This window comes from Nocardia sp. CA-129566 (assembly GCF_050956075.1).
In the GTDB taxonomy this organism is placed as follows: Bacteria; Actinomycetota; Actinomycetes; order Mycobacteriales; family Mycobacteriaceae; genus Nocardia.
This window is the reverse complement of record NZ_CP192085.1, coordinates 3,957,736-3,984,134: the sequence shown is the minus strand read 5'-3', so window position 1 is coordinate 3,984,134 and position 26,399 is coordinate 3,957,736. Positions and strand designations below refer to the sequence as shown.

The window sequence follows — 26,399 nt, the reverse complement described above, 5'->3', positions numbered from 1 at the left end:
GGATCAGGAGCGATGTCGGCGAAGGAATGTCTGCCGATCCTTCGCCCGCACCGAGCCCGACCCCGCCCGACCAGCCGTCAGTCGCAGACGGCACCGAAGGAGGCCGAGCCGACCAGCTTCGAATACTTGGCGAGCACGCCGCGGGTGTAGCGGGGCGGCAACGGTTTCCAGCCCTCGCCGCGACGGGCGAGTTCCGCGGGGTCGATCAGCAGGTCGAGGGTGCCCGCGGCGACGTCGAGGCGGATCTGGTCGCCGTTGCGGACGAAGGCGATCGGACCGCCGTCGACCGCCTCTGGGGCGACGTGTCCGACGCACAGTCCCGTGGTGCCGCCGGAGAATCGACCATCGGTGAGCAGCAGCACGTCCTTGCCGAGTCCCGCGCCCTTGATGGCCGCGGTGATCGCGAGCATTTCGCGCATTCCGGGACCGCCTTTGGGGCCCTCGTAGCGAATGACCACTACATCGCCCGCGGTGATGGTGCCATCCTCCAATGCGTCCATCGCCGCGCGCTCACCGTCGAAAACCCGTGCGGTGCCGGTGAATACGTCGGAGTCGAAGCCCGCGGATTTGACCACCGCACCGCCGGGTGCGAGGGATCCGGCGAGGATGGTGATACCACCGGTCGGGTGGATCGGGGAGGTCATGGCCCGCACAACTTTGCCGTCGGGGTCCGGTGGGGCGATATCGGCGAGGTTCTCGGCCACCGTCCGACCGGTCACGGTCAGGCAGTCGCCGTGCAGCAGGCCCGCATCGAGCAGCGCCTTCATCATCACCGGCACGCCGCCGATTCGATCGACATCCGTCATCACATGTCGCCCAAAGGGTTTCACATCGGCAAGGTGGGGCACCCGGCGACCGACGCGGGCGAAATCGTCCAGTGTCAGATCCACATTCGCCTCGTGCGCGATCGCGAGCAGGTGCAGTACCGCATTGGTGGAGCCGCCGAATGCCATGACGACGGCGATGGCGTTCTCGAAGGCCTCCTTGGTGAGAATGTCGGCGGTGGTGATCCCGCGACGCAGCAATTCCACCACCGCCGCACCACTGCGCCGGGCGTAGCCGTCGCGGCGCCGATCGGTCGCGGGCGGCGCCGCACTGCCCGGCAGCGACATGCCCAGGGCCTCGGCCGCGCTGGCCATGGTGTTGGCGGTGTACATCCCGCCGCACGCGCCCTCGCCAGGACAGATGGCCCGTTCGATGGCGTCCACGTCCTCGCGGCTCATCAACCCGCGCGAGCACGCGCCGACGGCCTCGAACGCGTCGATGATCGTCACCTCGCGCTCACTGCCATCGGAGAGTTTCGCGATACCGGGCAGGATGGAGCCCGCATACAGGAATACGCTCGCCAGATTCAGCCGCGCCGCCGCCATCAGCATGCCGGGCAAGGATTTATCGCATCCGGCCAGCAGTACGGAACCGTCGAGCCGCTCGGCCTGCATCACCGTCTCGACGCTGTCGGCGATCACCTCCCGCGAGACCAGCGAGAAATGCATGCCCTCATGGCCCATCGAAATGCCATCGGAGACCGAAATGGTGCCGAATTCCATGGGATACCCGCCGCCCGCGAACACGCCATCCTTGCAGGCCTTGGCGAGCCGATCCAGCGACAGGTTGCAGGGCGTGATCTCGTTCCAGGACGACGCCACCCCGATCTGGGATTTGCCCCAGTCCGCATCGTCCATGCCGACGGCCCGCAGCATGCCACGCGCGGCCGTCTTCTCCAGCCCATCGGTGACGTCGCGGCTGCGCGGTTTGATATCGGGAGCGTTCGGATCATTGGCCATGGCCACATCATTCCTGCCCGGATCGCCGAGCGCCGCCGACCACGCCGATCATCGCGTCGATTATCGGAGCGTGCCGATTCGCTGGAGCAGATTCAGCAGAGTCGCACGTTCGTCGGTCGACAATGCGGAGAAGGAGTCGGCCAGTACCTCGTTCGCGACCTGGTTTCCGGCACGCAGCACCTGCTCGCCGGAAGCGGTCAGCCGATGTTCGATGGCCCGGCCGCGGCCGGGCGTGCGGTCGATCAGACCACGCGCGACCAGCCGGTTCGCCAGAGTGCCGAAGGCCTGCTCGCTCTGGAATGTCTCCTCGGCCAAGGCGCGTGCGGTGGCACCGGGATTGCGGTCGATGGCGCGCAGGGCATCCCACTGGGCCAGGGTGCTGCCGATGGCCGCGAGCCGACCGTCCAGCGCGCGATGGTGGCGGTACTGCGCCTGTTTGACGGCGCGTCCCAGGACTTGCAGATCATCGGGCATGGACATCACCCTAGCAGTATGACTAAGCTTGTTTATATCAACATGTTTAGTCAATGAATCGAGGCGCTTCCCGATGACCGCAGACGCCCAACCGCAACCGCTCACGATCGCCGAATCAGGCAGCGGACCAACAATTCTCGTTCTACACGGCGGCGCTGGCCCGGCCTCGGTGGCCGGTATCGCCGAGCACCTGTCGCGCACGTTTCATGTCCTTATGCCGACCCATCCGGGTTGGCATGGCACGCCGATGCGATCGGGCGGCATCGGTGACCTCGCGCGCGCCTATCTGGACCTGCTCCACGACCGCGAACTGGATGACGTTCTCGTCATCGGCTCCTCCATCGGCGGCTGGATCGCCGCCGAAATGGCGGTCCGCGATGACGAGCACCGCATCGCCGGGCTGGTGCTGATCGACGCGACCGGCGTGTGGTTCGACGACACACCGATCATCGACTTCTTCGCCCTCGACGCCCGGGGCGTGGCCGAGCACTCCTACCACGACCCCGCACGCTTCTACCAGGACCCCGCTGATATCCCTGCCGCGCAATCGGCCGTGCGCCAGGCGAATATGGTCGCGCTCCGGCATTACGCGGCCGACCCGTACATGCACAACCCGCAATTGCTGCCGCAACTGGCCGCGGTGACCACACCGACCCTGCTCCTCTGGGGCGAAAGCGACCGCATCGTCACCCCGGCCTACGGCGCGGCCTATGCCACCGCCTTCGGCAATGCCCGCTTCGAAATCATCCCAGCGGCAGGCCACATGCCTCACCTGGAGCAACCAGAGGCCACCTTCGCCCACATCGACGCATTCCTGCCCGCATTGCGTTAGCCCTACTCACGGATTTCCTTGCGGTCGATATCGTTCGGCGCTCGCAGGCGAAGGTGGCGGGTGACGAAGACGAGCAGGGCGACGAGTTGGATGGCCGCGGTGAGCGCCTACCCCGTGATGCTCGCGAAACCCATCGGTGGTGTGGCCGATGGCCCCGTGCGCAGCACCGGCCGGAAGTCGGGTAGGGCGGGCAGCACGTCGGCATTGCGGGCGGCGTAGCAGCGCACGCGCGGGAGCTTCCGGGCGACCTCCGCGCGTTCCACCGGTTCGGCATCGATGAAACCGATGGTGTCCAGTGCCAATCCGAGCGTCTGCGCGATGCGGACCACGGATGACGACTTGCGGCCCCAGCCGATCTCGATGACCGAGAACATGTCATAGAGCCCGTGCCGGTACAGCTTGTTCAGGGTCAGGTCGCGATCGCTGCGGCTGGCGACGGCATGCCAGATGCCGCGTTCGCTGAGTCTGTGCAGGGTGCGTAGGGCGGCGAGCCGTGGTGCGCCGCTGGTCGCGTCGCACACGACACCATCCCAGAGGGTGTTGTCCAGTTCCCAGACAAGACATCTCAGAGCCGGTGCCATCGCCTGCCCCTATCGGTTGGTCATCGCTGCCGCCCTGCCGTGTCATCGGCAGATGGGGTACCAGCACACCATCCAGCGAACGGCAGGTGCCGGGCAAGCCCCCGCTTTCTTGGGAGCCCGTCCGGCCGACGTGATACTACCGGCACCGCCTGCAAATGCTCTTGTCAAAAGCCGTAGTAGCGGCGGACGAGGCGTTCGTAGACCCGCGCGGGCGTGAATCGCCGGGTCCAAAATGACAGCCGAACATCGCTGCCGCACAGGTAGGTCTGGCGCGGTTCATCCGCTTCCAGGATCGTCCGCACCTTCCTGGCTACCGCCTCTGCGGGCTGTCCGGCCTCGAGATAGCCGGTGACCCGCGCCAGCACCGAGATCCGATCGGGTGTGTACGCCTCGATCGGATCGGCAACGCGCACAGCGGAATCGATGATCGGGGTGAGCGTCCACCCCGGTGCCAGTACCGAAACATGGATGCCGAACGCGGCGGTCTCCATGCGCGCCGCCTCCCCCAGACGTTCGATGGCCGCCTTGGTGGCCGAGTACCAGCCGCCGTAGGGTTCGGCGATCGCACCCGCACCGGAACTCACCACGATCACCCGGCCGCTGCCCTGTGCCCGCATGATGGGCAGCACCTCGCGCAGTACGCGGTGCGTGCCGATCACATTGGTATCGATCAGCGCGGCGGCCTCGTCCGGATCGGTCTCCTCCACCGAGCCGACAATGCCGTAGGCGGCGAAGGTGACCACGGCGTCGATCCGCCCGTGCCGTGCGTGCACGGACTTCACCCAACCGCGCACCGCCTCGGTATCGCGGACATCGACCTCGCACACGCCCGCCCGCGCGACCTTGTCACTGCCTTCGACCGTATAGCCGACTCGTGCCAGGTATTCCATGGTCGCCGCACCCATACCGTTGGCGGCACCGGTCACCAGGACGACGGTCATAGCGCACACACCTTCAGCACCTGCGGCAATACCTCGAGACGGGCCGATTCGACGATGGTGATCTCGCCGTCCAGTTCGAGCGGGGCCGGCGCGGCGGGGCGCAGTTCCACCGATGTGTCGCGGTGGCAGGTGGCCAGTGCGGAGCCCACGAATTTGCCGCGGTAGAGACCGGCGATCAGACCCAGAATCCGAGCGCGGCCAGCGGCTTCCCAGATATTGATATCGAAGCGGCCGTCGGCGCGAGTGACCGGGGTGTCGTAGTACATGCCTCCGGCGAAGTGCACGCTCTTGAGTACGCCGACATTGGTGATCGGCGCGGTGTGCACCCAGTCCGAGCCGCGCACCTGGACGGCCAGCGGCTTGTGGGTGGCGATATTGCTCAGCGCGGTGGCGATAATGGCCGCCTCCACATTGCGTGACTTCAGCCAGCCGATCAGGCCGCGGGCGTGGTTGAACGAATGATTGCCTGCCGCAACGAGTCCCATACTCGCATTGAGCAGGAAGTAGCGGACCGTACGGGTGCCGTCGGGCAGCAGCATGGTCGCCTTGCCCACATCGACGAGTTCGGCCGGACCGAGCCGGACCGGGATATCGGCGATCCGGGTTCGCCCCGGTTTGTGGAAGTCATTGGAGCTGCCGAGACCGACCGCGCCCAGCGCGGACCGCTCCGCTCCGCGCCGCGGTCGATCGGTCTCGGGATCCATGATCGCGTTCAGGACCAGGTTGACCATGCCGTCGCCGCCCGCCGCCACAATGACATCGGGTGCTTCCGACTCGAAACTCGCGCGCACCACCTTCGCGGCCTGTTCTGCGTCACTGGGCATTTCGACGGTGAGGTCGGTATCCCGTTCGCGCAAGGCGTGTTCGACCGGACGCCACCGCTGTAGGGCCGTCCCGGCATTGGACTGTGGATTCAGGATGACGAGCATTAATTCTCCTCGATACCCAGCCACTCGCGCAGCCGGGGCCAACCCCCGGTACTTACTAGACCGGAAATCGAACAGTCCTGTGGGACAGCCGATTCCGGTACATTCACAAGAAACACGGGTATCCCTATTCGCGCCGCTGGCGCATCATTGGCGGCGTCATTGCCGATCATCACGCACTCCCCCGGTTCCACGCCGAGCCGATCCAGCAGCTCGCGGTAGAACTCGATGCGTGGCTTCGAACGGCGCATGTTCTCGCCGCTGGTGCGAAAGCTGAAGGCGGACGGGTCGTAGCCGCCCCAACCCAGCCGGGTGACGACGGTGCTGTCCGGCCACAGCGGGTTGGTCGCGACCACCTGCGCGATGCCCGCCTCCCGGAGCCGGGTCACCGTATCCAGCGCCCACGGCTCGGGCGGAAAGCACTGCCGCAGGCGTGGAAAACCCGTCTCGGCCAGGATCTTCAGCTGCGTCGCGACGGCATCGGGTGTAATGCCGAGCCGGTCGGCGAGCAGCCGCACCATGAGTTCGGTATTGGTGTGCTCGGTGTCGTTGGCGCGCACTTGCTTCAGCACGCCGTAGAGGACGCGCAGAAACCGATGCCGCGGGGTCAACTCGCGGAACACCTGCGCGGCCGCCAGCGGCATGAGCGTCTTGAACCTGTGCCGGTGCAGCCGCACCAAGGTGCCGTCCAGGTCCCACAGCACCATCCGGTATCCGGGCGCACCCCGTCGCGATGCGGTGCGCCCCCTCATTCTTGGCTGTCCAGAACCGCTTGCAGATCGTCTCGGGTCAAACCGAGCTGCGCCGCGTATTCATCGATGCCGGGACGTTCGGCCACGCTCGTCCCGAGGCCCGCCCGGCTCGCCAGTTCCGAACCATAGGCGGCACCGAGATCGAAGACCGTCTTGGCCAGTGCCGCCGGGAACAGCCAGCGGCCGAGGTCGCGCTGGAATACCCGGGTCAGGCGGTACGGAGCCGAGATTCGCGCGCCGAGGTCGGATAGCGCCGACGGGTCGCGCAGCGAACTCATCTTGCGCGCCTCCGCGCCGGGTACCAGCAGCAGATCCGACCACAGCCGCGCGAAGCTGGCGCGCTTCTCGGTGGCGACCGCGGTCATATTGAATTCGGTATAGGCCTTCTCGATGCGCGAGGTGTGGGTGGAGCGACTGCGCAGCAGGGCGTGGATATCGGCGGTCTTGCGCGCGGTGTCATAGCGGGTGAAGCGGTTTGTCTTAGGAGCTATCCAGCCGATCAGGGCCGCGAATTCGGGAATAGGGACGATCCGATCGGCCAGCGAAAGGGCGTGGTACATCAGGTTTTCGCTGCCCGCTTTGGCGATTTCACCGGCGAGTAGGTCGTAATCGACATCGGTCGCGTAGCGGGCCAGATTCCAGATGTCGGCGAGTTCGCGCACACCGGTTTTGTAGTAGGGCAGGTGGATGCCGAGGTGGTGCAGATTGTCCTCGTGCGACATGGCCCAGGCGGGCACACCGTAGAAGTCGATGCGCCGCACCCGCTTCCAGATGGCGGCGTAATCGATGGTGTACGGCGCCAGCGGGGTGATCAGGCCCCAGTGCGTGCCGACGACCAGTGCGCCGTCACGGGAGACGAACGACGGCAGGTGGTGGGAGCGCTCGGCGCGCACCTTGGGCGCCTTGCCGAGCAGTTCCGAGGTGGCGAAAAGGCCCAGCTCCCGATAGATCTCGATGACGGTGTCGACCTGGTCGAGTTCGACGAGGATATCGAGGTCGTTCATGCGCTTATAGCGCGGATCGTGATAGATCTCGGTCGAGAACAGCATGCCCTTGAGCACCACACAGCGCACACCGCGTTCGTCGAAGCGGCGCAACAGCTCGAGGGCACCGGCCAAACGCCGATCATTGACGGCGGCAATGTGATCGGTCACGCTCGCGAAATGCCTGCGAACCAATTCGGGTACCAGCTCGTAGAGGTCCTCGGATTCCAGGCGGCGCTGCACCAGCGGGACAGTCGCATTGACTTTCGCCAGCTCGAAAACCTCTGCCCAATTGGTGATCTCATGGGCCAGCTCGGCCAATTGCGACTGCTCGTCCGGGCTCGGGTCCGCCAGTGCGGCGTGCACCAGTAGACGTTCGGAAGCCGTTGCGCCAGCGGCGATCTCGGTTCCGGTCATATCAGCGGATTCCTTCGGATTCGGTGGTGCCGATTTGTTCGCGGTGGAAGGCGAAGCGGCGCGCGACAATCGAGATCTTCTCCAGCGCGAAATCCAGCTGCTCTCGGCTGAGGGTGGCCATCATGCTGACGCGCAGCCGCTGCTGTTCGCGTGGCACGGCCGGGAATTCGACACCATTGACGAAAACGCCCTCGGCGTGCAGCGCCGCCACCACCTCGGCGACGGCCAGGTGTTGCGGCACCAGAATCGGAATGATCGCGGTCTGCGGATCGACCGCGAAGCCCATTCGGCGCAGTTCCCGGACGAAATAGTCGACATTGTCGTGCAATTGGCGGATGCGCTCGGGATGGGCGTCGATGAAATCGATGGCGGCGAGCACCGAGGCGACCACCGCGGGCGCGAGCGAGGCCGAGAACATGTAGGACCGCGCGAAGAAGCGCAGTGTATCGACCAGATCCTTCGATCCTGCGACAAAGCCGCCGGTAGTGGCGAACACCTTCGAGAATGTGCCCATATAGAGCTCGACCGATCCGGGCCCCATGCCGAAATGCTCGGCGGTGCCATGACCTTTCGCACCGAGGACACCGGTGCCGTGCGCGTCGTCGATGGCCAGCCAGGCCCCGAACGAATCGCACAGCGCCCGGATCTGCGGCAGCGGCGCGATGTCGCCGTCCATCGAGTACACGCCCTCGACGGCGACCACGATATTGGCACCCGGATTGCGCCAGCGGATCTGCATCAGCCGGTGGCGCAGATGCCGAAGGTCATTGTGGTCGAAGGCCATCGAGCGGACCCGACCGAGTTGAATGCCGTCGTAGAGGCTGGCGTGGCTCTGCTCGTCATAGAGCAGGATGTCACCGTTGCGCAGCAGACCGGTCACCCAGCCCACATTGGCGGCATAGCCGGAGGAGAAGACCAGCGCGGATTCGCAGCCCTTGGTCTCGGCGAGACGCTCCTCCAGCCGCCGATGCACCGAGGTGGTGCCGTTCAACAGCGGCGGCCCGCCGTGGCCGACACCGAATTCCCGGACGGCACGGACGGCCGCCTCGACGATCTCGGGTTCGTTGCCGAGCCCCAGGTAGTTGTTCGAGCCCAGCATGATCAGGTCACGGACCGCACCGCCGTCGGGATCGCGCACCTGCACGACAGGACCGGCCGGTCCGGTGATCTCGCGCAGCACGAACCCGGTGCCGCGCGCATTGGCGACATAGGGCCGGAACTCCTCGAAGCGCTGTTCGAAGGTGTGTGCGGCGGGATCGAGATAGTGTTCGAGGCTGAAGTTCTCGCCGTGCCCGGCACCGGTCCGGTGGGGGACGGCCGCGGTGGAAGTCATGAGCTGTGTTCCTGAACGATAGTTGCGGTTCCGGCCTTGCCGTCGAGAATCAGCACATCCCCGCTGGCGACCAGGCGAGTGACGCCCGGAACTCCGACGACGGTGGGGATGCCGAGTTCGCGGCCGATAATGGCGGTGTGTGAGAGCGGACTGCCCTTCTCGCTGACCAGTCCCCCTGCGGCCACCATCAGGAAGACCCAACCGGGATCGGTGCTGGCGGCCACCAGGATCTGCCCGTCGACGACCACATCCGGCTCCGGTGTGGTCAGCACCAATGCCGGAGCTTCGACGCGGCCCGGCGCGCAGCCGATTCCGTGCAGCACATTGCCGGAATCGCCGGTCGGGACCGGATGTTCGAAGGCCGGATCGTTGATGCCGACGGCCGCGATACCCGCGGTGACGATCCGCGTCGGCAACTCCTCGACGCGCCACCGCTCGTGGTCGTGTTTGCGGGTGGCCACCGTGCGCGCGGCATCGGTATCGACGGCGGTGCCGCGGGTCAGTGCCGCGATCTCCTCATAGGTGAGCCAGAAGATATCGCGCGGATCATCGAGCAGTCCCGCCGCGTGCATTTGCCTGCCGTACTCCCGGAACACCCGCTTCACCAGGCCGAACGAGCGGCTGCGGCCCAGACGCATATTCTCGCGCTGCTTGACGTGCTCACGCGCGCGACCGAGTGCGAACCGGAATGCCATCCGCTGCGCGAACTTTCCACGGAACAGTGCCGCCGCGGTGGCCTCGGCCTCGCGCCGGATCAGCTTCTCCCGCGCCGCCATCTCGTCGATGTTCTGACCGCCACGCAGATAGTTGCGCAGCATCGGCACCAGCCGCTGCGGATGTTCGCCCAGCGGGTCGGTCTCCAGCTTCAGCTCATCGACGGTGCGGTCGCCGAACAACGCGATATGGCGCAGGCAGGCGGCGCGGAATTCGGCGAATCCGGGTTGCGCCAGGGCTTTCCACACTTCCTGCGGCTCCAGCGGGCCCTCGAACAGCTCGCGCACCGCGGTATCGGACCGGACGGTGGCGGTCAGTGCGAGTGCGGAGCGCACCGGGTCGACGCTGTCGACCCCCTCTTCGCCGCAGAACAATTCGTTGCGCAGCGTGATGGCGGCCGTCTCGGTGAGACCTTCACGTTCCAGCAGCAGTCCGACGACGTGGAACATCTGCTGGGCCAGGAAGTCGTTGAAGATCTGCACCGCGTACGCGGGCACGAGTTCGTGCAGGCAGCGCTCCATCCACTCCAGCAGCGCCTCCGGATCCCGCTCCCGCTCCGGTGTATCCGGGGCGAGGCGGCGGTCCAGGTCGGCGGTGAAGGACTGCAGTTCGGTGAAGAATGCGCGCAGTCGGCGCGGCAAGCGCAACCAGCCCACGGTGATAATGGCGGCGATGCGCAGCCGCAGCAGATACATCTTCGCCCGTGCCAGACCGCGTTTCGGTGCGGCGGGACGCTGGTAGCGGTTTTCGATATTGAGGGCCGCCTCCCAGCCCTCGATGGCGAACTCCATGCCGGGAATCTGCAGGAACAGCCGGTACCAATTGCTGATGTTGTAGTAGATGCGACCGTGTGCGGTGCCGACCAGATAGGGGTACAGGCTCGCGGCATTGCGGTCGACGATCGCGTCGCTCGCGCCGAAGTCCTTGTGGCAGGCTCGGAATACCTGTTCGTAGGCATTGCGCAGGATGGAGAAGGTGAGCGGGGTGGACAGGCCGGGATAGGACTCGGCCACATTGACATTGTCGAAGATGGTTTCGCGCGCGCCCGTCGCGGTGATCGGACGGGCCTGGAGCAGGTACAGCACGCCGCCAGCGTCATAGGCCCATTCGACATCCTGTGGGGTGCCGAAGGTTTCGGCCAATGCCGTCGCGGTGTCGACGAGTTCGACCACCTGGGCATCGGTGAGCGCCTGATCGGTGACTGCGGCCATCTCTTCGATGACCGTGCCGGAACCATCGGCGGCCACCACCACTCTGCTCTGCTTCTCGGCGACCGAACGGGACACGATGGTGCGCGCGGCGGTATCGACGAAATAGGTGTCACACTCGACGGTGCCGGCGACCACCCCCTCCCCGAGTCCGAGCGCGGCCGAGACCACGGCCTCGGCCGGATCGCCGGTCTGCGGATTGCAGCTGAAGGCGACACCGGAGACCGCGCTGTCGACCAGCACCTGAACCAGGACGGCACAGTCGATCTCGGCATTGTCCAGACCGCGGTGCGCCCGGTAGAACAGCGACCGTTCCGAATAGGCGGAAGCGAGAACTTCCAGCACCGCCTCGGATACCTGTGCGGGAGCGATATTCAGCAGCGTATCGAGTTGACCCGCGAAGGAATCGGTCGCCGAATCCTCGCCGCTCACCGAGGAGCGTACGGCCAGTCGGATATCGGATTGTGGTGTGCGATCGACGATTTCACTGACATCCGCGTCGAGTTCGGTTCGAATGTCCGCCGGTATCGCCGTGGCGAGAATGAGCGCGCGAATGTGCGCCGACACCGCACGCAGCGCGGCCGGATCGGTGTGCTCGAGCGAATCCAGTTCCGCGGCAATGGATCCGCGGATCGGTTCGAGTATGCGCGCGCAGGCCGCGGAGCTGAGCACCACGAACGGCGGCACCCGGTATCCGGCCGCCACCAGCCTGGCGAGGTTCGCCGCCTTGGCGCCGACCTGGGTCGCCAGCGTGGCATCGGCGGTCAATGCGATGTCGCTGACTGTCGCGCCGAGGGCTGCTCCTGCCTCAGCCGTCACCCGGCCACCGCCCCTCACTGAATCGCTTCGCGATGCTGTACTCATTGCGCGGCCTCCTGCATGGTCTTGGCCGTCGGCTCCGCGGGCGCACGCCGGGTGAGCCGCACCAGTACCGGATCGGGGGTATTGGAGATCTCCGGGTTCTCCCGCACCCGCATGCCATTGACGAGTTCGATGTCGTAGCGGGCCAACAGCATCGCGATACCGACGCGTACCTCCGTCAGCGCCATATGCTGGCCGACACACAGATGTGCGCCCCAGCCGAACGGGAAGTAGTGGAACGGCGGGCGAGCCTTGGTCTGTTCCTTGGTGAACCGATCGGGATCGAAGGTCAGCGGGGAATCCCAGAATTCGGGAAGTCGGTGATTCACGAACGGGCTGATCACCACGATCGCGCCCGGTCGCAGATCGAAGCGGTCGAAGCTGTCCGGCTCCAGCGCGGTGCGGCTGAACGCCCACGCGGGTGGGTGCAGGCGCATCGCCTCGTCGATCGCACGACCGGTCAACTCCAGCGCGGGCAGCACGCGGCCGACATCGTCGGACAGCGCCAGCGCGACATCGATCTCATCGCGCACGCGGGCGAGAACGGCCGGGTTGCGGCACAGTTCGTAGATCGTCCACGCCATCGCGCCGCCGGTCGTCTCGTGGCCGGCGAGCAGGAAGGTGAGCACCTCGTGACGCAACTGTTCGTCGTCCATGGCGTGTCCGGCGTCATCGCGCGCTGCGAGCAGCCGCGCCAGCAGGGATGTCGTGTCGGCCTCGGCGGCCCGGTGCCGCTGAATCACGCTGTCCACCACGCGATGCAGTCGTTCGAGCACGCCTTGGAAGCGCCGGTTGGCCGGAGTCGGCACGCTCGGCGGCACCTGGATGGGTGCGGACATATGCCGCATCACCCACGAAACACCCTCGCGCACATCGTCTTCGATCTGCGGCAGCACGCCGTCGATATCGGCGCCCATGACCGCACGGCACACCACATCGGCCGCGAAGCCCATCACCTCGGGAACCAGGTCGAAGGCCGTGCCGCTCGCCGCGTAGCCGTCGAGCCGGTTCAGCATCCGCTGCCCGCACTGTTGCATCAGTGGAATCTCGGTATCGACGTGGCGACGCGAGAAGGCCGGTTTGATCAAGGCGCGCTGGCGTTTCCACAGTTCGCCGCCGCTGGTGAGCAGGCCGGGTCCGAGCATATGGTTCAGGCTCTGGTAGCTGATCCCCTTCTCGTATTTGGCCGCATTGGTGACCAGCACCTGGTTGATATGGTCCGGCTCCACCAGCAGGTGCAGTTGCTGATGCACCAGGCGTAGCCGGACGCTGCCACCGTGCGCGACGGCCTGCTCGTAGAACAGCGCGAGCGGGTCGGCGCGGTAGTCCGGATACACCCCGAGCGGATGCCGCAGCGTCGGGCCGCCGAGCCGACGGCCGCGGAACTTCGGCTGCACACTCATGCCGCTCCTCCGGCGCCGACCAGATCGTCCTCGACCAGGAACAGCCGCCGGGCCTCCGCGCGTTGCACCTTGCCACTGGTGGTTTTCGGGATGCTGCGCGGCGGCACCACCCGAACATCGGCGGGCAGCACACCGGTGCGCTTGCTCACCGCGACGCGCACGGCCCGCCGCAGCGCATCGTGTTCGTCGACGTCGGCGCCGGATTCGACGATGAGGTGCAGTTCCTCCGAAAGCCCTTGGGTATCGGCATGGCCGACCGCGGCGACACCGCCCAATCGCACACCCGCGACCTCCTGTGCGGCGAGCTCGAAATCGGTCGGCAGGTAGTTCGCGCCGCGGATGATGATCAGGTCCTTATGCCGGCCGGTAATGCGCAACCGGCCGTCGCGCAGGTAGCCGATATCGCCGGTGTCCCACCAGCCGTCGCTGGTGGCGGCCGCGGTCTCCGCGGGCAGCCGGAAGTAGCCGATGGTCATGGAGGGGCCGCGGAACTGGATGCGGCCGACGATATCCGCACCGCAGATCGCGCCGTCCTCGGCGATAATGCGAACCTCGGTGCCGGGCAGCGGTGCACCACAGTCGACGATGTGCATCGCGTCGGGGTCGTCCTGCGCAATATCCAGGGCCACACCGTTTCCGGTGAGCGCACGGCGCGAAATCGAGTCGTAGGCGATCGGCGCGTGCGGACGGTTGACCGTGACCGCGAGGGAGGCCTCGGCCATTCCGTAGCACGGCACCAGCGCGTCCTTGGGCAGCCCCCACGCGGCGAATCGGTCGACGAAGTGTTGCACGGTCGGCGGATGGATGGGCTCCGCGCCACAGAACAGGAATCGCCAGCTCGACAGGTCGACGCCGTCGAGTTCGGCATCGGTGACCCGGGCCGCCGCATATCCATAGGCGAAATTCGGCGCCGCCGTGAATGTTCCGCGATACCGGCTGACCGCGCGCAACCAATCCCCCGGACTGCGCAGGAACCGGCTCGGCGGCATCAGCACCGCATCGAAGCCACGGAACACCGGTGTCAGGAATCCGCCGATCAGCCCCATATCGTGGTGCAGCGGCAACCAGCCGACCCAGGTGTCGCCTCGCCCCATTGAGGCGACACCGGCGATCTGTTCGCAGTTGGCCGCGAGATTGGCGTGGGTGACCTGCACGCCCTTCGGCGTTCCGGTCGACCCGGAGGTCGCCTGAATGAAGGCCAGATCCCCCGGTTCGGGAAGCCTGGGGGCCAGTGTGGGCGCATCCGGTGCACAGGCCACGGCGTGCAGCACATTGCCATCGATGGCCGCCACGGCATCCGGCAGTGCTCCCCCAGCGAGCACCGACGATGTCGCGACCACCGCCGCTGGTTCCAGATAGGCGAGCAGCCGAGTGAACTTGTCCCGGAAGATATCCGCCGAACCGAAACCACCCGGCGTCGCCACCGCGGTCGGCACCGCACCGAGCAGCAACGCCCCGAAGAATGCGGTGACGAACTCCGGTGAGGTGGGTAGGCACAGCATCACCCGATCCCCCGGCTCGACTCCCTCGGCGGCCAATGCGGCCGCGCTGCGTCCCGCCGCGGCCGCGAGATCGTCGTGGCGCCAGGCGGTTTCGCCGTCGGACCCGTCGCCGCTACGCTCCGGAACGAAGATGGTCGACGGGCCGGTCGCGGCACGCTCGGCATTGGCCAGCAGCGCGTGCACGATCGTCGGATGCTGGGGAGTCGGCGAGGTCACTGCTCACCCCGCACGTACCGCACGATCTGGCCGACCGTATTCAACTGTGCCGCAGCGTCTTCCGGGATTGCGATGCCGAAGGCCTGCTCCAGCTGAATGGTCAGCTCGATGGCGGTCGGCGAATCCAGTCCGTAGTCGATCAGTTGGGCCGAGGCGTCGATATCCTCTGCCGAAACCCACAGCACCTCACCGACAATGGCGCGCACCCGCGCCTCGATATCGGTGGCCGAGGTGCCTGCCTGTGTACTCATCCGAGCAACTTCCCTTCCGTCACGCAGGCGCGCACCGACTCCTCCAGGTCGACGCCGTCAGCGGTGTCGATGCGGTGAAATTCCACTTCCGGGAAGGCCGCCGCGAGGGTGTCGCGCACCTGTAGATATCCGTCACGCAGGGCTCCGAGCCGCTCTGCGGTTTCATGGGCCTCCTTGGGCCCGTCCCCTGAACGTTGCGCACACCGCGCCGCGGCCTGTTCCGGCGGCGCGTCCAGCCAGAGCACCGCGTCGGGCAGGCTGGTGCGGAAGCGGTCGGCGAAGCCGGGGACCGATTCGGTCACGTCCCGGCGCACCAGGTCCGCGATTTCCGAGAGCAGGTCCCAGATATCCGGGGAGCTGCCCAGACGCGCGGATTCTGACCGCTGCCAGGCCAGGATGTCATCGAAGGTGCCCGGCCGGTGGCGTTCCAGGACGGCCGCGATTTCCGCGGCGAGGTCGTGACCGTTCCATTCCGGGCGCGCCAGTGCGACATACAGCGGTCCGTAGACCAGCAGTTCGATCAGCGGATGCCGTTCGAAGACCAGCACATCCGGCGACCAGGTGCTCAGGAAATGCCGCTCCACCGGGCCGAACAGCGTCATCTGCAGATACATCGCCGTGGCCTTCATTTCCAGGCTGGCGATTTCGTCGCATCCGACGCTGAAGGCCTTGAGCTGCTCGGACAGCTCGGTCAGCGGCACATTCCTGGTGTTGTGGAAGTCCGGGCAGGTCATCGAGGCGAAAGAGCCGGTGGCCGGCGCCAATTCGCGCAATCGCGCCAGCACCGAGGATTTGCCGGCGCCGTCGATGCCGACGATGGCGACCCGGCGGGCCCGGCCCGTCGCGCGAACCTCGGTTCCCAGCGAATCGCCGCGCAGTACTGTCTCGGTGCTCACCGGTCGTCCTCCCGCAGTTGGGCGAGTACGGCCTTGGTGATATCGGCGGGCGCCGCGGTGCCGTCCAGCCGGATCCAGCCGAACTCCGAGGACAATGCCTCCAATGCGTCGTGGCTGCGACGCTGGAATTCCAGGAAGGTCTCCTCGTCGCCGTAGCCGCTTTCATAGTCGCTGCGCAACTGCTTGCGCCCCAGCGCATCCTCCGGACGCACCGACAGGTAGAAGGTGCGGTCGGGTTCCGGGAAACCGGCCGCCAGCTTGCGCAGCACCCTCGGATCGCCGCCATGGGCGACCTCGGTGGCGAAGTACTTGTACCAGTAGGCATTTGCCAGCAGGATGTCCGCGCCGCGCTCGGCGGCCAGATCGAAGGACAGCTGCATGGCGTGGAACAGGAAGTGTGCCCGGCTCAGCGGGGACAGCAGCTTCAGGTAGCCGTAGATCTCGGCCGGACTGCGCCAGGGCAGTTTCGAGGAGACCTTCGGGTCGAGGAACGCGTCCCAAATGGTCACGGCGGCAACGCTGTGGCCCTGCGCCTCGAATTCCGCGGCGATGCGGGCCACCTGGGTCGTCTTACCCGATCCGTCGGCACCGGCGATGCAGATCAGGCGCTTGCGTGCGGTCAGTGGTTCATCCGTTCTGCTGGCCGCCGGACGCGGATGCTCCGGGGGCTGGGGTTGTTGTTCGGGCTCGGCGGGCCGCAATGGCACCGCACGCGCGGGCTCATCCGGCTCCGTGACCGGTGCTTCGGCGGGTGCCGGCCGCTTCCGCGACGGCTCCGGTTCCGCGACGACCGACACGCTATCGAGGACTTGCTCGTGGTCGCCGTTTCCGGACACCAGCGCCGGCGGCGCTGCCTCGGCTGAGACCGCCGCCTCCAGCACACTGATGACGCCGGCACCACCGTCGACCCGGATCCGCTGTCCGGAGCGCACCGCCGTCGTCGCACCCGCGACATTGAGCACCGCCGGAATTCCGTACTCGCGCCCGATGACCGCGGCATGTGAGAGCATCCCGCCGACCTCGGTCACCACGGCGGCGACCAGCCCCAGCGCGGGCGTCCATCCCGGATCGGTGAACCGCGTGACGAGAATGTCGCCCGCACGCAGCTGATCGATATCGGCCAGCGAGGTGATCACCCGGGCGGTGCCCTCCGCGACACCCGGACTGCATCCGAGTCCGGTCAGATCACCGTCACCGATCTCACGGACCGCGCCCACCGTGACGCCACCGCCGAGTTCATGCGGCGGCTCCAGATCCCGATAGCCCGCGTAAACCGCACGGCGGTAGGCGATCTGGGGTGCGAGCGTGGCAATGTCCACCCGTCCGGCCGCGAGATCGCTCAGCTCGTGGATGGACAGCTGGAACACATCGTCGGCCTGCTCGAGCGTGTCCGCCGCGGCGAGCCGCACGCCGGCCTCGACGACATAGGCGCGCACGATGGCATAGCACTGCGAGGAGAACTCCCGCATCCGCTCGCGCGCGACCAGATACCGACGCATCCGATCGACCTGCTTGTCCAGCGCCTTCGCGTGCTTGACCCGCGCCAGCGGCTTGGCCCGCACCCGCGCACGCACCGCGGCCAGTTCGTCCTCATAGCGTTTGCGCTGATCCACCAGCGTCACATCGGGATCCGCCGGTGCGGTGCCGTGTTCGAGCATCACCGCGATCATCGATCGCACTCGCTCGGGTTCCTCCGACCAGCGCGGACTGGTCAGATCCAGCTCCGCATCGGCGTGGAAACCCTGCTCGTCCAGGAAGGCGTAGATGGCCTTGGTCCACTCGGGACTGTCGAGTCCGTGATCGCTTGCCACCCGGTGCAATTCGACGATCCCGCGCTGCAACTGCATATGGCTGATATCGGCGAGCCCGCCCATCAGGTCGATCGCCGAGGTGGTCGCGCCGGTCGCGGCGTCGACCTTGTCGAGCAGCTGCTTGAAGTCGGTCTGCACGCTGGAGTTGTTGTAGATGGTGGTGAAGTAGGTGCGCTCGGTGTTGGCGTGGAAGGTCAGCAGGCAGTCCGCCAGATCGGCGACGAAGGTCGCCTCGTCGGTCCGCGGCAGCTCACGAACCCGCTCGCGCCATACCGCGTGCTTCGCGGGCCATTCGGCCGCGAAGACCTCGACCGCGGCCAACTGGTCCTGGTAGCTCTTCGGCACGGCCAACGCCGCCGGCAGCGCCTTGGCGATGGTCTTGGCATTGGTCGGGGTGCGGTGCGGTCCGGCGGGACCGTAGTCGTTGAGCACCCCGAGGTCGTCGTCGAAATGTTGTTCGTCGAAGCCGGGAATGCGGAAGAAGCACTTCTTGACAGCGCTGACGTTCCAGTAGGCGCGGCCGTAGTACATGGCCATCCAGTCCGGCTCCACACCGGGTTCGGCCAGCTTCAACCGCTCCATGAACTGCTGCATCGAATGCTGGAAGGCGTTGTCGTACAACGAGAACATCATCGGCGTGCAGACCCGCGCCGAGACGCCACCGTCACGCAGATCGGCATCGGAGAACTGGTCGATATCGGTGCGCCAGGTGATCGCGGTAATGGCCCGCGCCTGGAGCAGCCACAGCTTCCCGTCGCCGTCGATGGCCCACTCAATATCCTGCGGACGGTGCCGGTGCGCCTGCACCGCGAGCATGAGCGCGGCGAGTTCCGCGGTGGCGCTGGCATCGAGCTGCACATCCTCATCGCCCGCCACCCGCTCGACCACCGAACCGTCGAACAGCCGCAGCGTGTACCTGGTCGGCGCGACATGTCCGGAGACGAGTCGTTCACCGAGGCCGTTGCACGCCTCGACGACCGCGTTGTCCTCGATGCCGGTGAGCGCGTCGATGCTGAAACCCACTCCGGCACAGCGGGCCTCGACCATGCGCTGCACCAGCACGGCCACCGAGGCGCCCGCCTCGCGGTACCCGTGCCGGGCCAGGTAGGTGCGAACTCGCTCGTTGTGCACCGACTCTCGGCATTGCTCGATATATCCGCGCAGGGCCGCCACATCGGTGATATCGAGGTAGGACTCGTACTGACCGGCGAAACTGGCGTCGTCGAGGTCTTCGAGCACACCGCTCGAGCGCGCGGCCACCGGGAATCCACCCAGTGCGCGCACCCAGCCGCTCAGGTCCTCGTCGGAGACCCGGGCCAGATCGAGATCGGCGGTGACGACGAAGCCGGGCGGGACCTCGAATCCGGCGACGATCAATTCGTGCAGCGTGCCCGCCTTGCCACCGGCGCGGTCCGGTGCGAAATCGGCCGCGCCGAGGAACATCGGGGCGGGTGTGGCTGCGGTGGGAGTTTCGGACACGGTGGGAGCTCCTGTCGGAAGCAGAACCGGGCGCACATCGTGACGGGCGGCCAGATCGCGGGCGGCGCGCACACCTGCCGCGGTCAGGCCGCCGTAGGACGGACTCGCCGTGCGCGGTTCGAAACCGAGCAGAATGGTTTCGGCCATGCAGGCGTAGACGACCCCGGCGGGCAGCCCGGTTTCGGGAAACGGTGGTGTCTGGCCGAGCGGCAGCGCCATGCGGCCGCCGGAAACCAGGGTGATATTCGGTTGGTGGGATACCGCGGGATCCACATCGCCGGGGACCGCGAGATCGACCACGAGCACCGGATGGTCGTCGGCCAGTCGCTCGGCGGTGACCACGGGCACGGCCGAATTGGTGGCGGTGAGGACGATGCGGCAGGTCCGCAGCGCGGTCAGGTCCTCACTGACCGTTACCGCGCCGGGCAGCGACGATGCGACCCGTTTCAGCCGCGACGCCGATCCGGCGCGCCCGACCAGGGTCACCGAATCCGCCAGTGGCGCGAGCAGTTCCGCCATCACCGCGCCGATATTGCCCAGCGCGCCGAGGATCCCGACCCGCCGCTGCCCCGGTTCGAGGCGGGCGAGCTCGGCACGGACCACGTCGTAGGCGCAGGCCGCGGTGAGCGAATTGCCCGAGGTCACCTTGACGGTGTCCTCGATGACATCGCGCGAGGCATTGGTGACGATCGAGGTGTAGCCGCCGAGCCCTATTACGGTGGCGCCCAAGCTGATCGCCTGCTCCACCGCCTCCAGCACCAGATCGCGCAGCCAGGCGCGATGTCCGGCGCGCTGGCATTCGATGATCTGCTCCGCCGAGATCGGCACCGCGATCAGGCAGACCTCGACCGCGGCGCCGGTCGGCGAGGTGACGATCTGCCTGGTCAATTCGAAGGGTTCGGCCACCCCGCGCAGCCGTTCGAACAATGCGGCGAACTGGTCGTCGGACCATTCGGCCAGTTCCGGTGCGAATCTGCGCAGATCCGCGGCATCGGGCAGATTGGCGAGGAAGACCACCCTGGTCGGGGCGTTCCAGTCGTGCGCGATCTCATGGGTGTGCCGACGCGACGGCGACCTGTGCTCCGGCACCGGCCAATTCGTGGTGACCGGAGCGGCCAGATGCGCGAGCAGCCGTGGATAGTCGCCGCGATGCAGCAGTGCGGCGAGGTCGTCGAGCGCCGCCGCCAGCCGGTCCAGCTCCGCATCGGCGAGGAAGGCCGAGGGCTGGATGCGCAGTGTGGTCGGCGCGGAAAGTGTTGGCAGCATTCGGATCTGGTGGGCGTGCAGCAGATAGCCTGCCACCATGTATCCGAACATCTCCGGATCGCAGATCTCGCGCAGCAGTGCCGATGCCGGTTCCAGCGGCGATAGTTCGATGCCCTGTAGCAGTCCGCGACCGCGGACGGCCACGATCTCCTTCGGCCAGCGTCGCGCCACCTCCTCCAGCCGGGACCGAAGTCGCGCGCCGGTATCGGAAATGCGGATCTGGTTGTCGCGCAGCAGGTCCAGCGCGGCATCGGCGACGGCGCAGGACAGGTCGTCATCGGCGAAGGTCGAGGTGTGGTAGCGGCCGAAATCGGCGATGGAGTGCTGCCGGTCGACCAGCAGCGCCGAGATCTTCACCAGGCCGCCGCCCAGCGACTTCGAGAGTAGGTAGTAGTCCGCCGCGATGCCCGACGGCGTCGATGCCAGGAACGTTCCGGTGCGGCCCATGCCGCACTGGATCTCGTCGAAAACCAGCGCCGCCGTGTGCTGGTCGGCCAACTCGCGCAATGCGCGCAGAGTCGCCGCCGGAACCTCGCGGACACCGCCCTCGCCCTGGATCGGCTCGGCGAATACCGCCGCGATCGGCGAGATGCTGGTCCACGACTGCACCGGCCGACCGGTGCCGTCGAAGGTGATCCGGCACACCGGTCGCAGTTCCTCGGCGAACGCCGCGGTGACCTCCTCCGGCTCCCAGGTCTCGAGCCTACGCCGCTCCGGACCGGGCACCACCAGGTCCGCCGGGGTATCGGCCTGCTCGGTCAGCGCGAACGCACCGGCCGTCTTGCCGTGGAAGGCTCCGGACAGGGAGACGAAAACCGGTCCGCGACGACGTAGTTCATCGATCTCGCGCAGCGATTCGGTGAGAAGCTGTGCGACCGAACGGCCGTCGTCGTCGGTGGCACCGGATCCATTGTCGGCCACGGCGATCGGACGCACATCGGGCAGACCATCGCGCCGAACCCGGCGCAGCGTGCGGCGCAGTTCGGTCTCCAACTCATCGAGTGCACGCGCATGCGCGACGGCCGCGTGCCGGATCGCCGCCTCGACCGCGTCCGCGCCGGTGGATCCGAAGCTCACCACGTAGTCGCGGCCGGTGCTGGCCGCCACTGCTGCCGAGAGCCGTCGCGCCAGCCGCGCGGCCCCGGGCCGGACACTGCCCTGGGCGACGAACGGGGTCTGCTGATTGAGCCGCGCGGTCGCCACCCGCACCAGCGCCGGATGGTTGTGCCCGAACAGTGCCGCCCCGAAACCGCCGACAAGATCCAATACCCGCGCGCCATCCGGGCGGATCAGGTAGTCACTTTCGGCACCCACATACACCAGATCCAGATGGCACGCACGCAGCAGCCGGGCCAGCCCCGGGCGGTTGTGCCGGGCGAAATCATCGAATAATTCGTGTTCGGAAACAATGGCGGCGGAATTAATTTGTTCCGGAAACAGAACGCTCGCGGACAAGACTATGCTCCGATACCCGAGTGCCGATTCGCAGCGGACTTGGCGACCACACAGTCGATTACGTCGCGGGCGGTGTGCAACGTCGCAGCCTCCTCATCGGAGATCTCGATGTCGAAGGTGCGCTCGAGTTCGATGACGAGTTCGGCCGATCGCACCGAGTCCAAGCCATAATCCAGCAACGGCGCATTCACATCGATCTCGAGCACTCGCAGTCCCCGCGAAAAGAGTTCGCGCACCCGCTCGTGAACATCGTTCAACCCGGTCATCACTCACCCTCCGTCGCACTCGAACCTGCCGCGTCCGCCATGCACGCAACGCGGACCGAGACCGTGGACCCCGCCGAACCAATCATGAATCTTTGCTGGTCAGTGCGGAATTCAGCACCAGTCGAGACTGCGCTCACTTGCCCTCCGATACGGCAATCGGGACTGTTACGTCCAATATCTCGTCCATGTGCACAACTGTTAGCAATCACAGCGGTGCATGCACACATCTGTACACCGCTGATTTGCGGCTGGCAATCTCAATAGGCTTGCCCCACAGTCGGTTCGAGCCGATAGCAACTGTCTCGCTAATTTGACTCGGCAAAGCGCACGAGACCCGCGCACACCCACCGAAAAGGGGGCCTGACGAGTCCCCGTCTGAGACAACACATTCCGCGATTTGCGGTCACAGATAATTCATCAAACAGACCGCGCCATCGGTGGCCGGGAACAATTTCCAATAAATGCGCTGTTCACGCCCGGTTCACTGAGCGGACAGCAGAGTTTCCAAACCAACTCATCGGTATTTTTGTTTTGGATTGAGCGCTAACACATTCCGCGGCAGAAGGCAAAGTCGCGTAACGACATTTTTACGTCGCACCGCACGGCACGTGCCCGGCCCGAACTCCCGGCTAACTTCTGGTCCGATCCACGGATGTGACGGCTCTCATTACTCGCCGGTAGCCCCTCTGAAACACTGTGACCGGTCACAAGGGCATCCCGGCCCGGCTAGCGCACTCTCACAGAACCGTGCGAACCGGTCCACAGCCGACCTCGGACGGTTAGCGTGAATGCGCCACACAGCAACATCGGGGGCAAAAGGAGTCGCCCATGTCCGTCGACCACTCGGCCCGGCCGACCCTGACCCTCTCGGGTAAGCCGATGTCGTCGCCACTCAAGGACGTCCGCGCGCTGTCGCGGCAGATGGTCGGCCACTTCGTCGACAACGTCATCCCGTGCGCGACGATGCCGGGCGAAGCGATCACCGGCGATTTCACCGCCAGCACCCGGGTCTGCCTCGAGATCGCGGTCAGCATGCTGGACGGCAAGGACATTCCGGAGAAGGTGCGGCGGCTCGAGGACCATGCCGCCGGGTGGGCCCGCGAGGGCGTGCCGATCGACACCATCCTGCATTCCATCCACGAGGGCTTCCAGATGGGCCTCGAACTGGTGGTGTCCAAGGCGACGATGAAGGACTACGACAATCTCGTCGACGGCGCCAAGATGGTCATCGCACTGCTGGACAAGCTCACTTCGGCGATCTCGGTCGCCTATATCCGCGAGCTGCGCGCGGTCGTCAGCGAACACCACACCGCCGTGCACACCCTCACCTCGGCGCTGCTCGGCGGGCACAGCACCTCGACCATGGCACGTGAATGCGGCATCGCCATCGCCGACTCCTATAACGTTCTCGCCGTTGCCATTCCGCCTCATCGCGATGAAAGCAATCCGATGCTCGATGCCCAGGTGGTGGCCCGGCGCAAGCTGCGGCGACTGCAGGCCGAACTCGCGACGCAGTGCGGTGCCAGCGCGCTGTCGCTGCTCAGTGTGGACGGCGGCACCGTGCTGATCCCCGCGACGCAATTCGACAACGATCACCTCGAAGCCGTGGTGACGCGCCTGTCGCAGACCGCACAGGTCGGGATCACCGTGACAATGGTCCAGGCCCCGCCGGAACAGATTCCGAACGCGGCCGACCAAGCGCACGAACTGCTCGATATGGTGCAGCGGCTGCAGGCGGTGGCCGGGCTGTATCACTTCGACGAACTCGCCCTCGAATACCAGCTGACACGACCAGGTCCGGGGCGGGAATACCTCGGCTCGTTGCTGGATCCCCTCGACGAACATCCCGAACTGCTGGAGACCCTGCAACGCCACATCGGCAATAACCTCAACCGGCAGCGCACCGCCCGGGTCCTGCACGTGCACACCAATACCGTCGACTACCGACTCAAGCGCATCGGACAGCTCACCGGATTCGATCCGTCCCAGCCGTCCGGGCTCTGGTACCTGCGCTCGGCCCTGGTCGCGCGCACGTACCGCACCTGACGCGGGCCCACCGGGCGCGCGGAGGGGATCGCCCGGTGGGCCATCGCTCGGCGTCCAGCAGACCCCAGAACAACACCATCCCGACGCTCATCCAGGCGTAGCTCCACCCGTTGAGATCGTGGTCGTACCAAACACCTCATCTCGGGCATCTCCGCAGACTGCGGACCCGGTTCGGCAGGTAGCACCACTGTGCGCCCGCACGCACGGCATCGGCCGGGCCCGATCGCCGTGTCCTGCGGGTACCAATGAGACACGCCCCAAATGACACCTACCGACGACTCCCGGTGCCCCGGACCAGCGCGTTATCGGCCCCGTAGACGCCCGCCCCCAACGATCAGCAAGCACACGAGTTCGAGAGACGCTCACGCCCAAGATATTTCGTGAGGTCCGAGTCGACACGGTCGACGATGTGGCGGGTTCGGACGCATTGCGACTCGCTGATGTGGACCAGATCGGCGGAAATATGACCTTGGTCCGATTCCCACAGGACCAACGCCCCTGCCCGCACGACCCCCGCGCGGGCAGGGTGATCGATGGGCCGCGGCGAAACCGCCCCGCCGCGGCCCGATCTCAACCGACACTGGAGGAATTATCTTGAGCGACAGGACATCCGGCGAGCCATACCACAGCAAGCCCGGCGAAAGCCTCGCCGACCCGTACAACATCCCCGGCATCGTGGTTTTCATCGCCGGAGTTGTGGGCCTGGCATCCACCCTCACCGCGGCCGGCTATGGATTCGCGGGCTGGACCGCCCTCGGGGCCATTGTCACCGCGCTGTGCTTCGTCACCAGCGTCACATCGTCCTCGAGCACGAACGCCTGCGCCGACTCGCTCGCCGCGGCTGATCTCCGCTCAGTGCGCGCGGACCACGATCATCGGGACCTCTACCGCGCCCGAGTTATCCGGCGATCATCATCCCCGCGATTCCGGCCAGATATCCCACCAGAACTGGTTTGGCCCGGCTCGGCCAGTGCGCCGAGCCGGGCCACCGCACCGATCAGGCACAGCGCGGCGAGCATCGCGTAGCGGTCCGGATCGCCGAGCGCGAGCGGGCCCCGCGCGACCGTCAGCAATGCGGTTATCGACTCGCATTGTGCGCCATGGACCCCGACGCGACGGCCGAAGGTCATCGGGAACTCCCTCGGATGTCCGAAGGTCCCCAGGTAAGCGTCGGTTCGGCCCTGTTCGGCGGCGCCGTCCGCCCGTAGCGTTGATCCCACCTTCACCCGGCTTCCGCACTGCGAGGAGACCGACATGCTGGCGCGGGTCATCTACGAATCGATGTTCGGCAACACTGCCGCCATCGCCGCCGCCATCGCTCAGGGGCTCAGTGAGTACGCCACCGTGGAGCTGCTCAACGTGGCGGCCGCCGCGGAGCTGCCCCAGCCGACTGCGGATCTGTTGGTGGTGGGCGGGCCGACACACATGCTCGGGCTCAGCCGACGCCGGACCCGCCGTGAGGCTGCGCAACGGACCGACGCGTTGGTCCCGGTCGAGATCGGGATCCGAGAATGGCTCGCCCGGGCGCTGCCGGTAGTAGCGGGCACCCAGGCCGCGGCCTTCGGCACCAAGCCCGTGAAACCGTCGTGGATGCCGGGATCGGCCGCCCGCAGTGCCGGTAAGCGATTGCGGCACTTGGGTTATGAACTCGTCGACGAGCCGGTGGACTTCTTCGTCGACGGCGTGACCGGACCATTGGCCGCAGATGCGCTGGAATGCGCGCGCGCTTGGGGCGAACGCCTCGCACATACCGGGGCCGACCGGATCGCGCATCGATTCTGAGGCCGATCTCGGCCGGACCGCCGACAACCGGGTTCGAAAGCGCCGCCGTCGTTCGAGCGCGGACCCCATCGAACGCCCGGCGTGAACTCCTGCACCGCCTGGCGCAACTCGCGCGTGAACGCGGCATAGAACGATCTGTCGCCGAACTGATTCCGGCGAATACCCGGCTGATGCGGTTGGTCGCCGCCGCAAACCTTCCGGTGTCGGCCTGCCGCCGGAA

The 26,399-nt window shown here is 66.6% G+C and carries 19 protein-coding genes; 3 read left to right on the top strand and 16 right to left on the bottom strand.

From position 1 onward, the window contains the following. Positions 1 to 77: 77 nt before the first annotated feature. On the bottom strand, positions 78 to 1,784 hold the full coding sequence (ilvD, locus tag ACQP0C_RS17365; RefSeq protein ID WP_433733916.1) for a dihydroxy-acid dehydratase: 1,707 nt from the start codon (positions 1,782 to 1,784) through the stop codon (positions 78 to 80). 60 nt (positions 1,785 to 1,844) lie between these two features. Continuing rightward, a complete protein-coding gene (locus tag ACQP0C_RS17360; protein ID WP_433733915.1) occupies positions 1,845 to 2,258 on the bottom strand; it encodes a MarR family winged helix-turn-helix transcriptional regulator in 414 nt (137 codons plus the stop codon). Between the two features lie 73 nt (positions 2,259 to 2,331). On the opposite strand from ACQP0C_RS17360, the gene ACQP0C_RS17355 reads away from it, so the two are divergent. Further along, positions 2,332 to 3,090, top strand: coding sequence for an alpha/beta fold hydrolase (locus ACQP0C_RS17355; protein WP_433733914.1), 759 nt, complete (start codon positions 2,332 to 2,334; stop codon positions 3,088 to 3,090). 107 nt (positions 3,091 to 3,197) lie between these two features. Here the strand turns inward: ACQP0C_RS17355 and ACQP0C_RS17350 are convergent, their stop codons facing one another. The 13 genes from ACQP0C_RS17350 to ACQP0C_RS17290 form a co-directional block, all read right to left on the bottom strand. Continuing rightward, complete coding sequence (locus ACQP0C_RS17350; protein ID WP_433733913.1) at positions 3,198 to 3,671, bottom strand: HAD-IIIC family phosphatase; 474 nt, start codon at positions 3,669 to 3,671, stop codon at positions 3,198 to 3,200. A 164-nt stretch (positions 3,672 to 3,835) separates the two neighbouring features. Beyond that, positions 3,836 to 4,612, bottom strand: coding sequence for an SDR family NAD(P)-dependent oxidoreductase (locus ACQP0C_RS17345; protein ID WP_433733912.1), 777 nt, complete (start codon positions 4,610 to 4,612; stop codon positions 3,836 to 3,838). Continuing rightward, complete coding sequence (locus ACQP0C_RS17340) at positions 4,609 to 5,541, bottom strand: diacylglycerol/lipid kinase family protein (protein ID WP_433733911.1); 933 nt, start codon at positions 5,539 to 5,541, stop codon at positions 4,609 to 4,611. The genes ACQP0C_RS17345 and ACQP0C_RS17340 overlap by 4 nt, the downstream gene beginning before the upstream one ends. After that, entirely contained in the window at positions 5,541 to 6,245 is a 705-nt protein-coding gene (locus ACQP0C_RS17335) for an HAD family hydrolase (protein ID WP_433733910.1), read from the bottom strand. The genes ACQP0C_RS17340 and ACQP0C_RS17335 overlap by 1 nt, the downstream gene beginning before the upstream one ends. Positions 6,246 to 6,286: 41 nt before the next feature. Further along, entirely contained in the window at positions 6,287 to 7,690 is a 1,404-nt protein-coding gene (locus ACQP0C_RS17330) for a nucleotidyltransferase domain-containing protein (RefSeq protein WP_433733909.1), read from the bottom strand. A 1-nt stretch (position 7,691) separates the two neighbouring features. Beyond that, a complete protein-coding gene (locus tag ACQP0C_RS17325; RefSeq protein WP_433733908.1) occupies positions 7,692 to 9,023 on the bottom strand; it encodes an aminotransferase class I/II-fold pyridoxal phosphate-dependent enzyme in 1,332 nt (443 codons plus the stop codon). Then, positions 9,020 to 11,764 carry a PEP/pyruvate-binding domain-containing protein gene (locus ACQP0C_RS17320; protein WP_433733907.1) on the bottom strand — a complete coding sequence of 915 codons (2,745 nt, stop codon included), beginning with the start codon at positions 11,762 to 11,764 and terminating at the stop codon, positions 9,020 to 9,022. The genes ACQP0C_RS17325 and ACQP0C_RS17320 overlap by 4 nt, the downstream gene beginning before the upstream one ends. A 41-nt stretch (positions 11,765 to 11,805) precedes the next feature. Further along, positions 11,806 to 13,209 carry a cytochrome P450 gene (locus ACQP0C_RS17315; protein WP_433733906.1) on the bottom strand — a complete coding sequence of 468 codons (1,404 nt, stop codon included), beginning with the start codon at positions 13,207 to 13,209 and terminating at the stop codon, positions 11,806 to 11,808. Beyond that, the gene (locus ACQP0C_RS17310) at positions 13,206 to 14,927 is read right to left on the bottom strand and encodes a fatty acyl-AMP ligase (RefSeq protein ID WP_433733905.1); all 1,722 of its coding nucleotides are present in this window, start codon (positions 14,925 to 14,927) and stop codon (positions 13,206 to 13,208) included. The genes ACQP0C_RS17315 and ACQP0C_RS17310 overlap by 4 nt, the downstream gene beginning before the upstream one ends. After that, positions 14,924 to 15,178, bottom strand: a complete 255-nt coding sequence (locus ACQP0C_RS17305) for an acyl carrier protein (RefSeq protein WP_433733904.1) — start codon at positions 15,176 to 15,178, stop codon at positions 14,924 to 14,926. The genes ACQP0C_RS17310 and ACQP0C_RS17305 overlap by 4 nt, the downstream gene beginning before the upstream one ends. Beyond that, entirely contained in the window at positions 15,175 to 16,074 is a 900-nt protein-coding gene (locus ACQP0C_RS17300) for a hypothetical protein (protein WP_433733903.1), read from the bottom strand. The genes ACQP0C_RS17305 and ACQP0C_RS17300 overlap by 4 nt, the downstream gene beginning before the upstream one ends. Beyond that, positions 16,071 to 22,085 (bottom strand): aminotransferase class III-fold pyridoxal phosphate-dependent enzyme, encoded by a 6,015-nt coding sequence (locus ACQP0C_RS17295; RefSeq protein WP_433733902.1) that lies wholly within the window; start codon positions 22,083 to 22,085, stop codon positions 16,071 to 16,073. Before ACQP0C_RS17295 ends, ACQP0C_RS17300 begins: the two co-directional genes overlap by 4 nt. Positions 22,086 to 22,087: 2 nt before the next feature. After that, the gene (locus tag ACQP0C_RS17290) at positions 22,088 to 22,351 is read right to left on the bottom strand and encodes an acyl carrier protein (RefSeq protein WP_433733901.1); all 264 of its coding nucleotides are present in this window, start codon (positions 22,349 to 22,351) and stop codon (positions 22,088 to 22,090) included. An 828-nt stretch (positions 22,352 to 23,179) separates the two neighbouring features. On the opposite strand from ACQP0C_RS17290, the gene ACQP0C_RS17285 reads away from it, so the two are divergent. Beyond that, positions 23,180 to 24,397, top strand: coding sequence for a PucR family transcriptional regulator (locus ACQP0C_RS17285; protein ID WP_433733900.1), 1,218 nt, complete (start codon positions 23,180 to 23,182; stop codon positions 24,395 to 24,397). A gap of 884 nt (positions 24,398 to 25,281) precedes the next feature. Here ACQP0C_RS17285 and ACQP0C_RS17280 read toward each other — a convergent pair. Then, positions 25,282 to 25,623, bottom strand: coding sequence for a hypothetical protein (locus ACQP0C_RS17280; protein WP_433733899.1), 342 nt, complete (start codon positions 25,621 to 25,623; stop codon positions 25,282 to 25,284). 28 nt (positions 25,624 to 25,651) lie between these two features. On the opposite strand from ACQP0C_RS17280, the gene ACQP0C_RS17275 reads away from it, so the two are divergent. Further along, entirely contained in the window at positions 25,652 to 26,179 is a 528-nt protein-coding gene (locus ACQP0C_RS17275; protein WP_433733898.1) for a flavodoxin domain-containing protein, read from the top strand. Positions 26,180 to 26,399 lie beyond the last annotated feature (220 nt).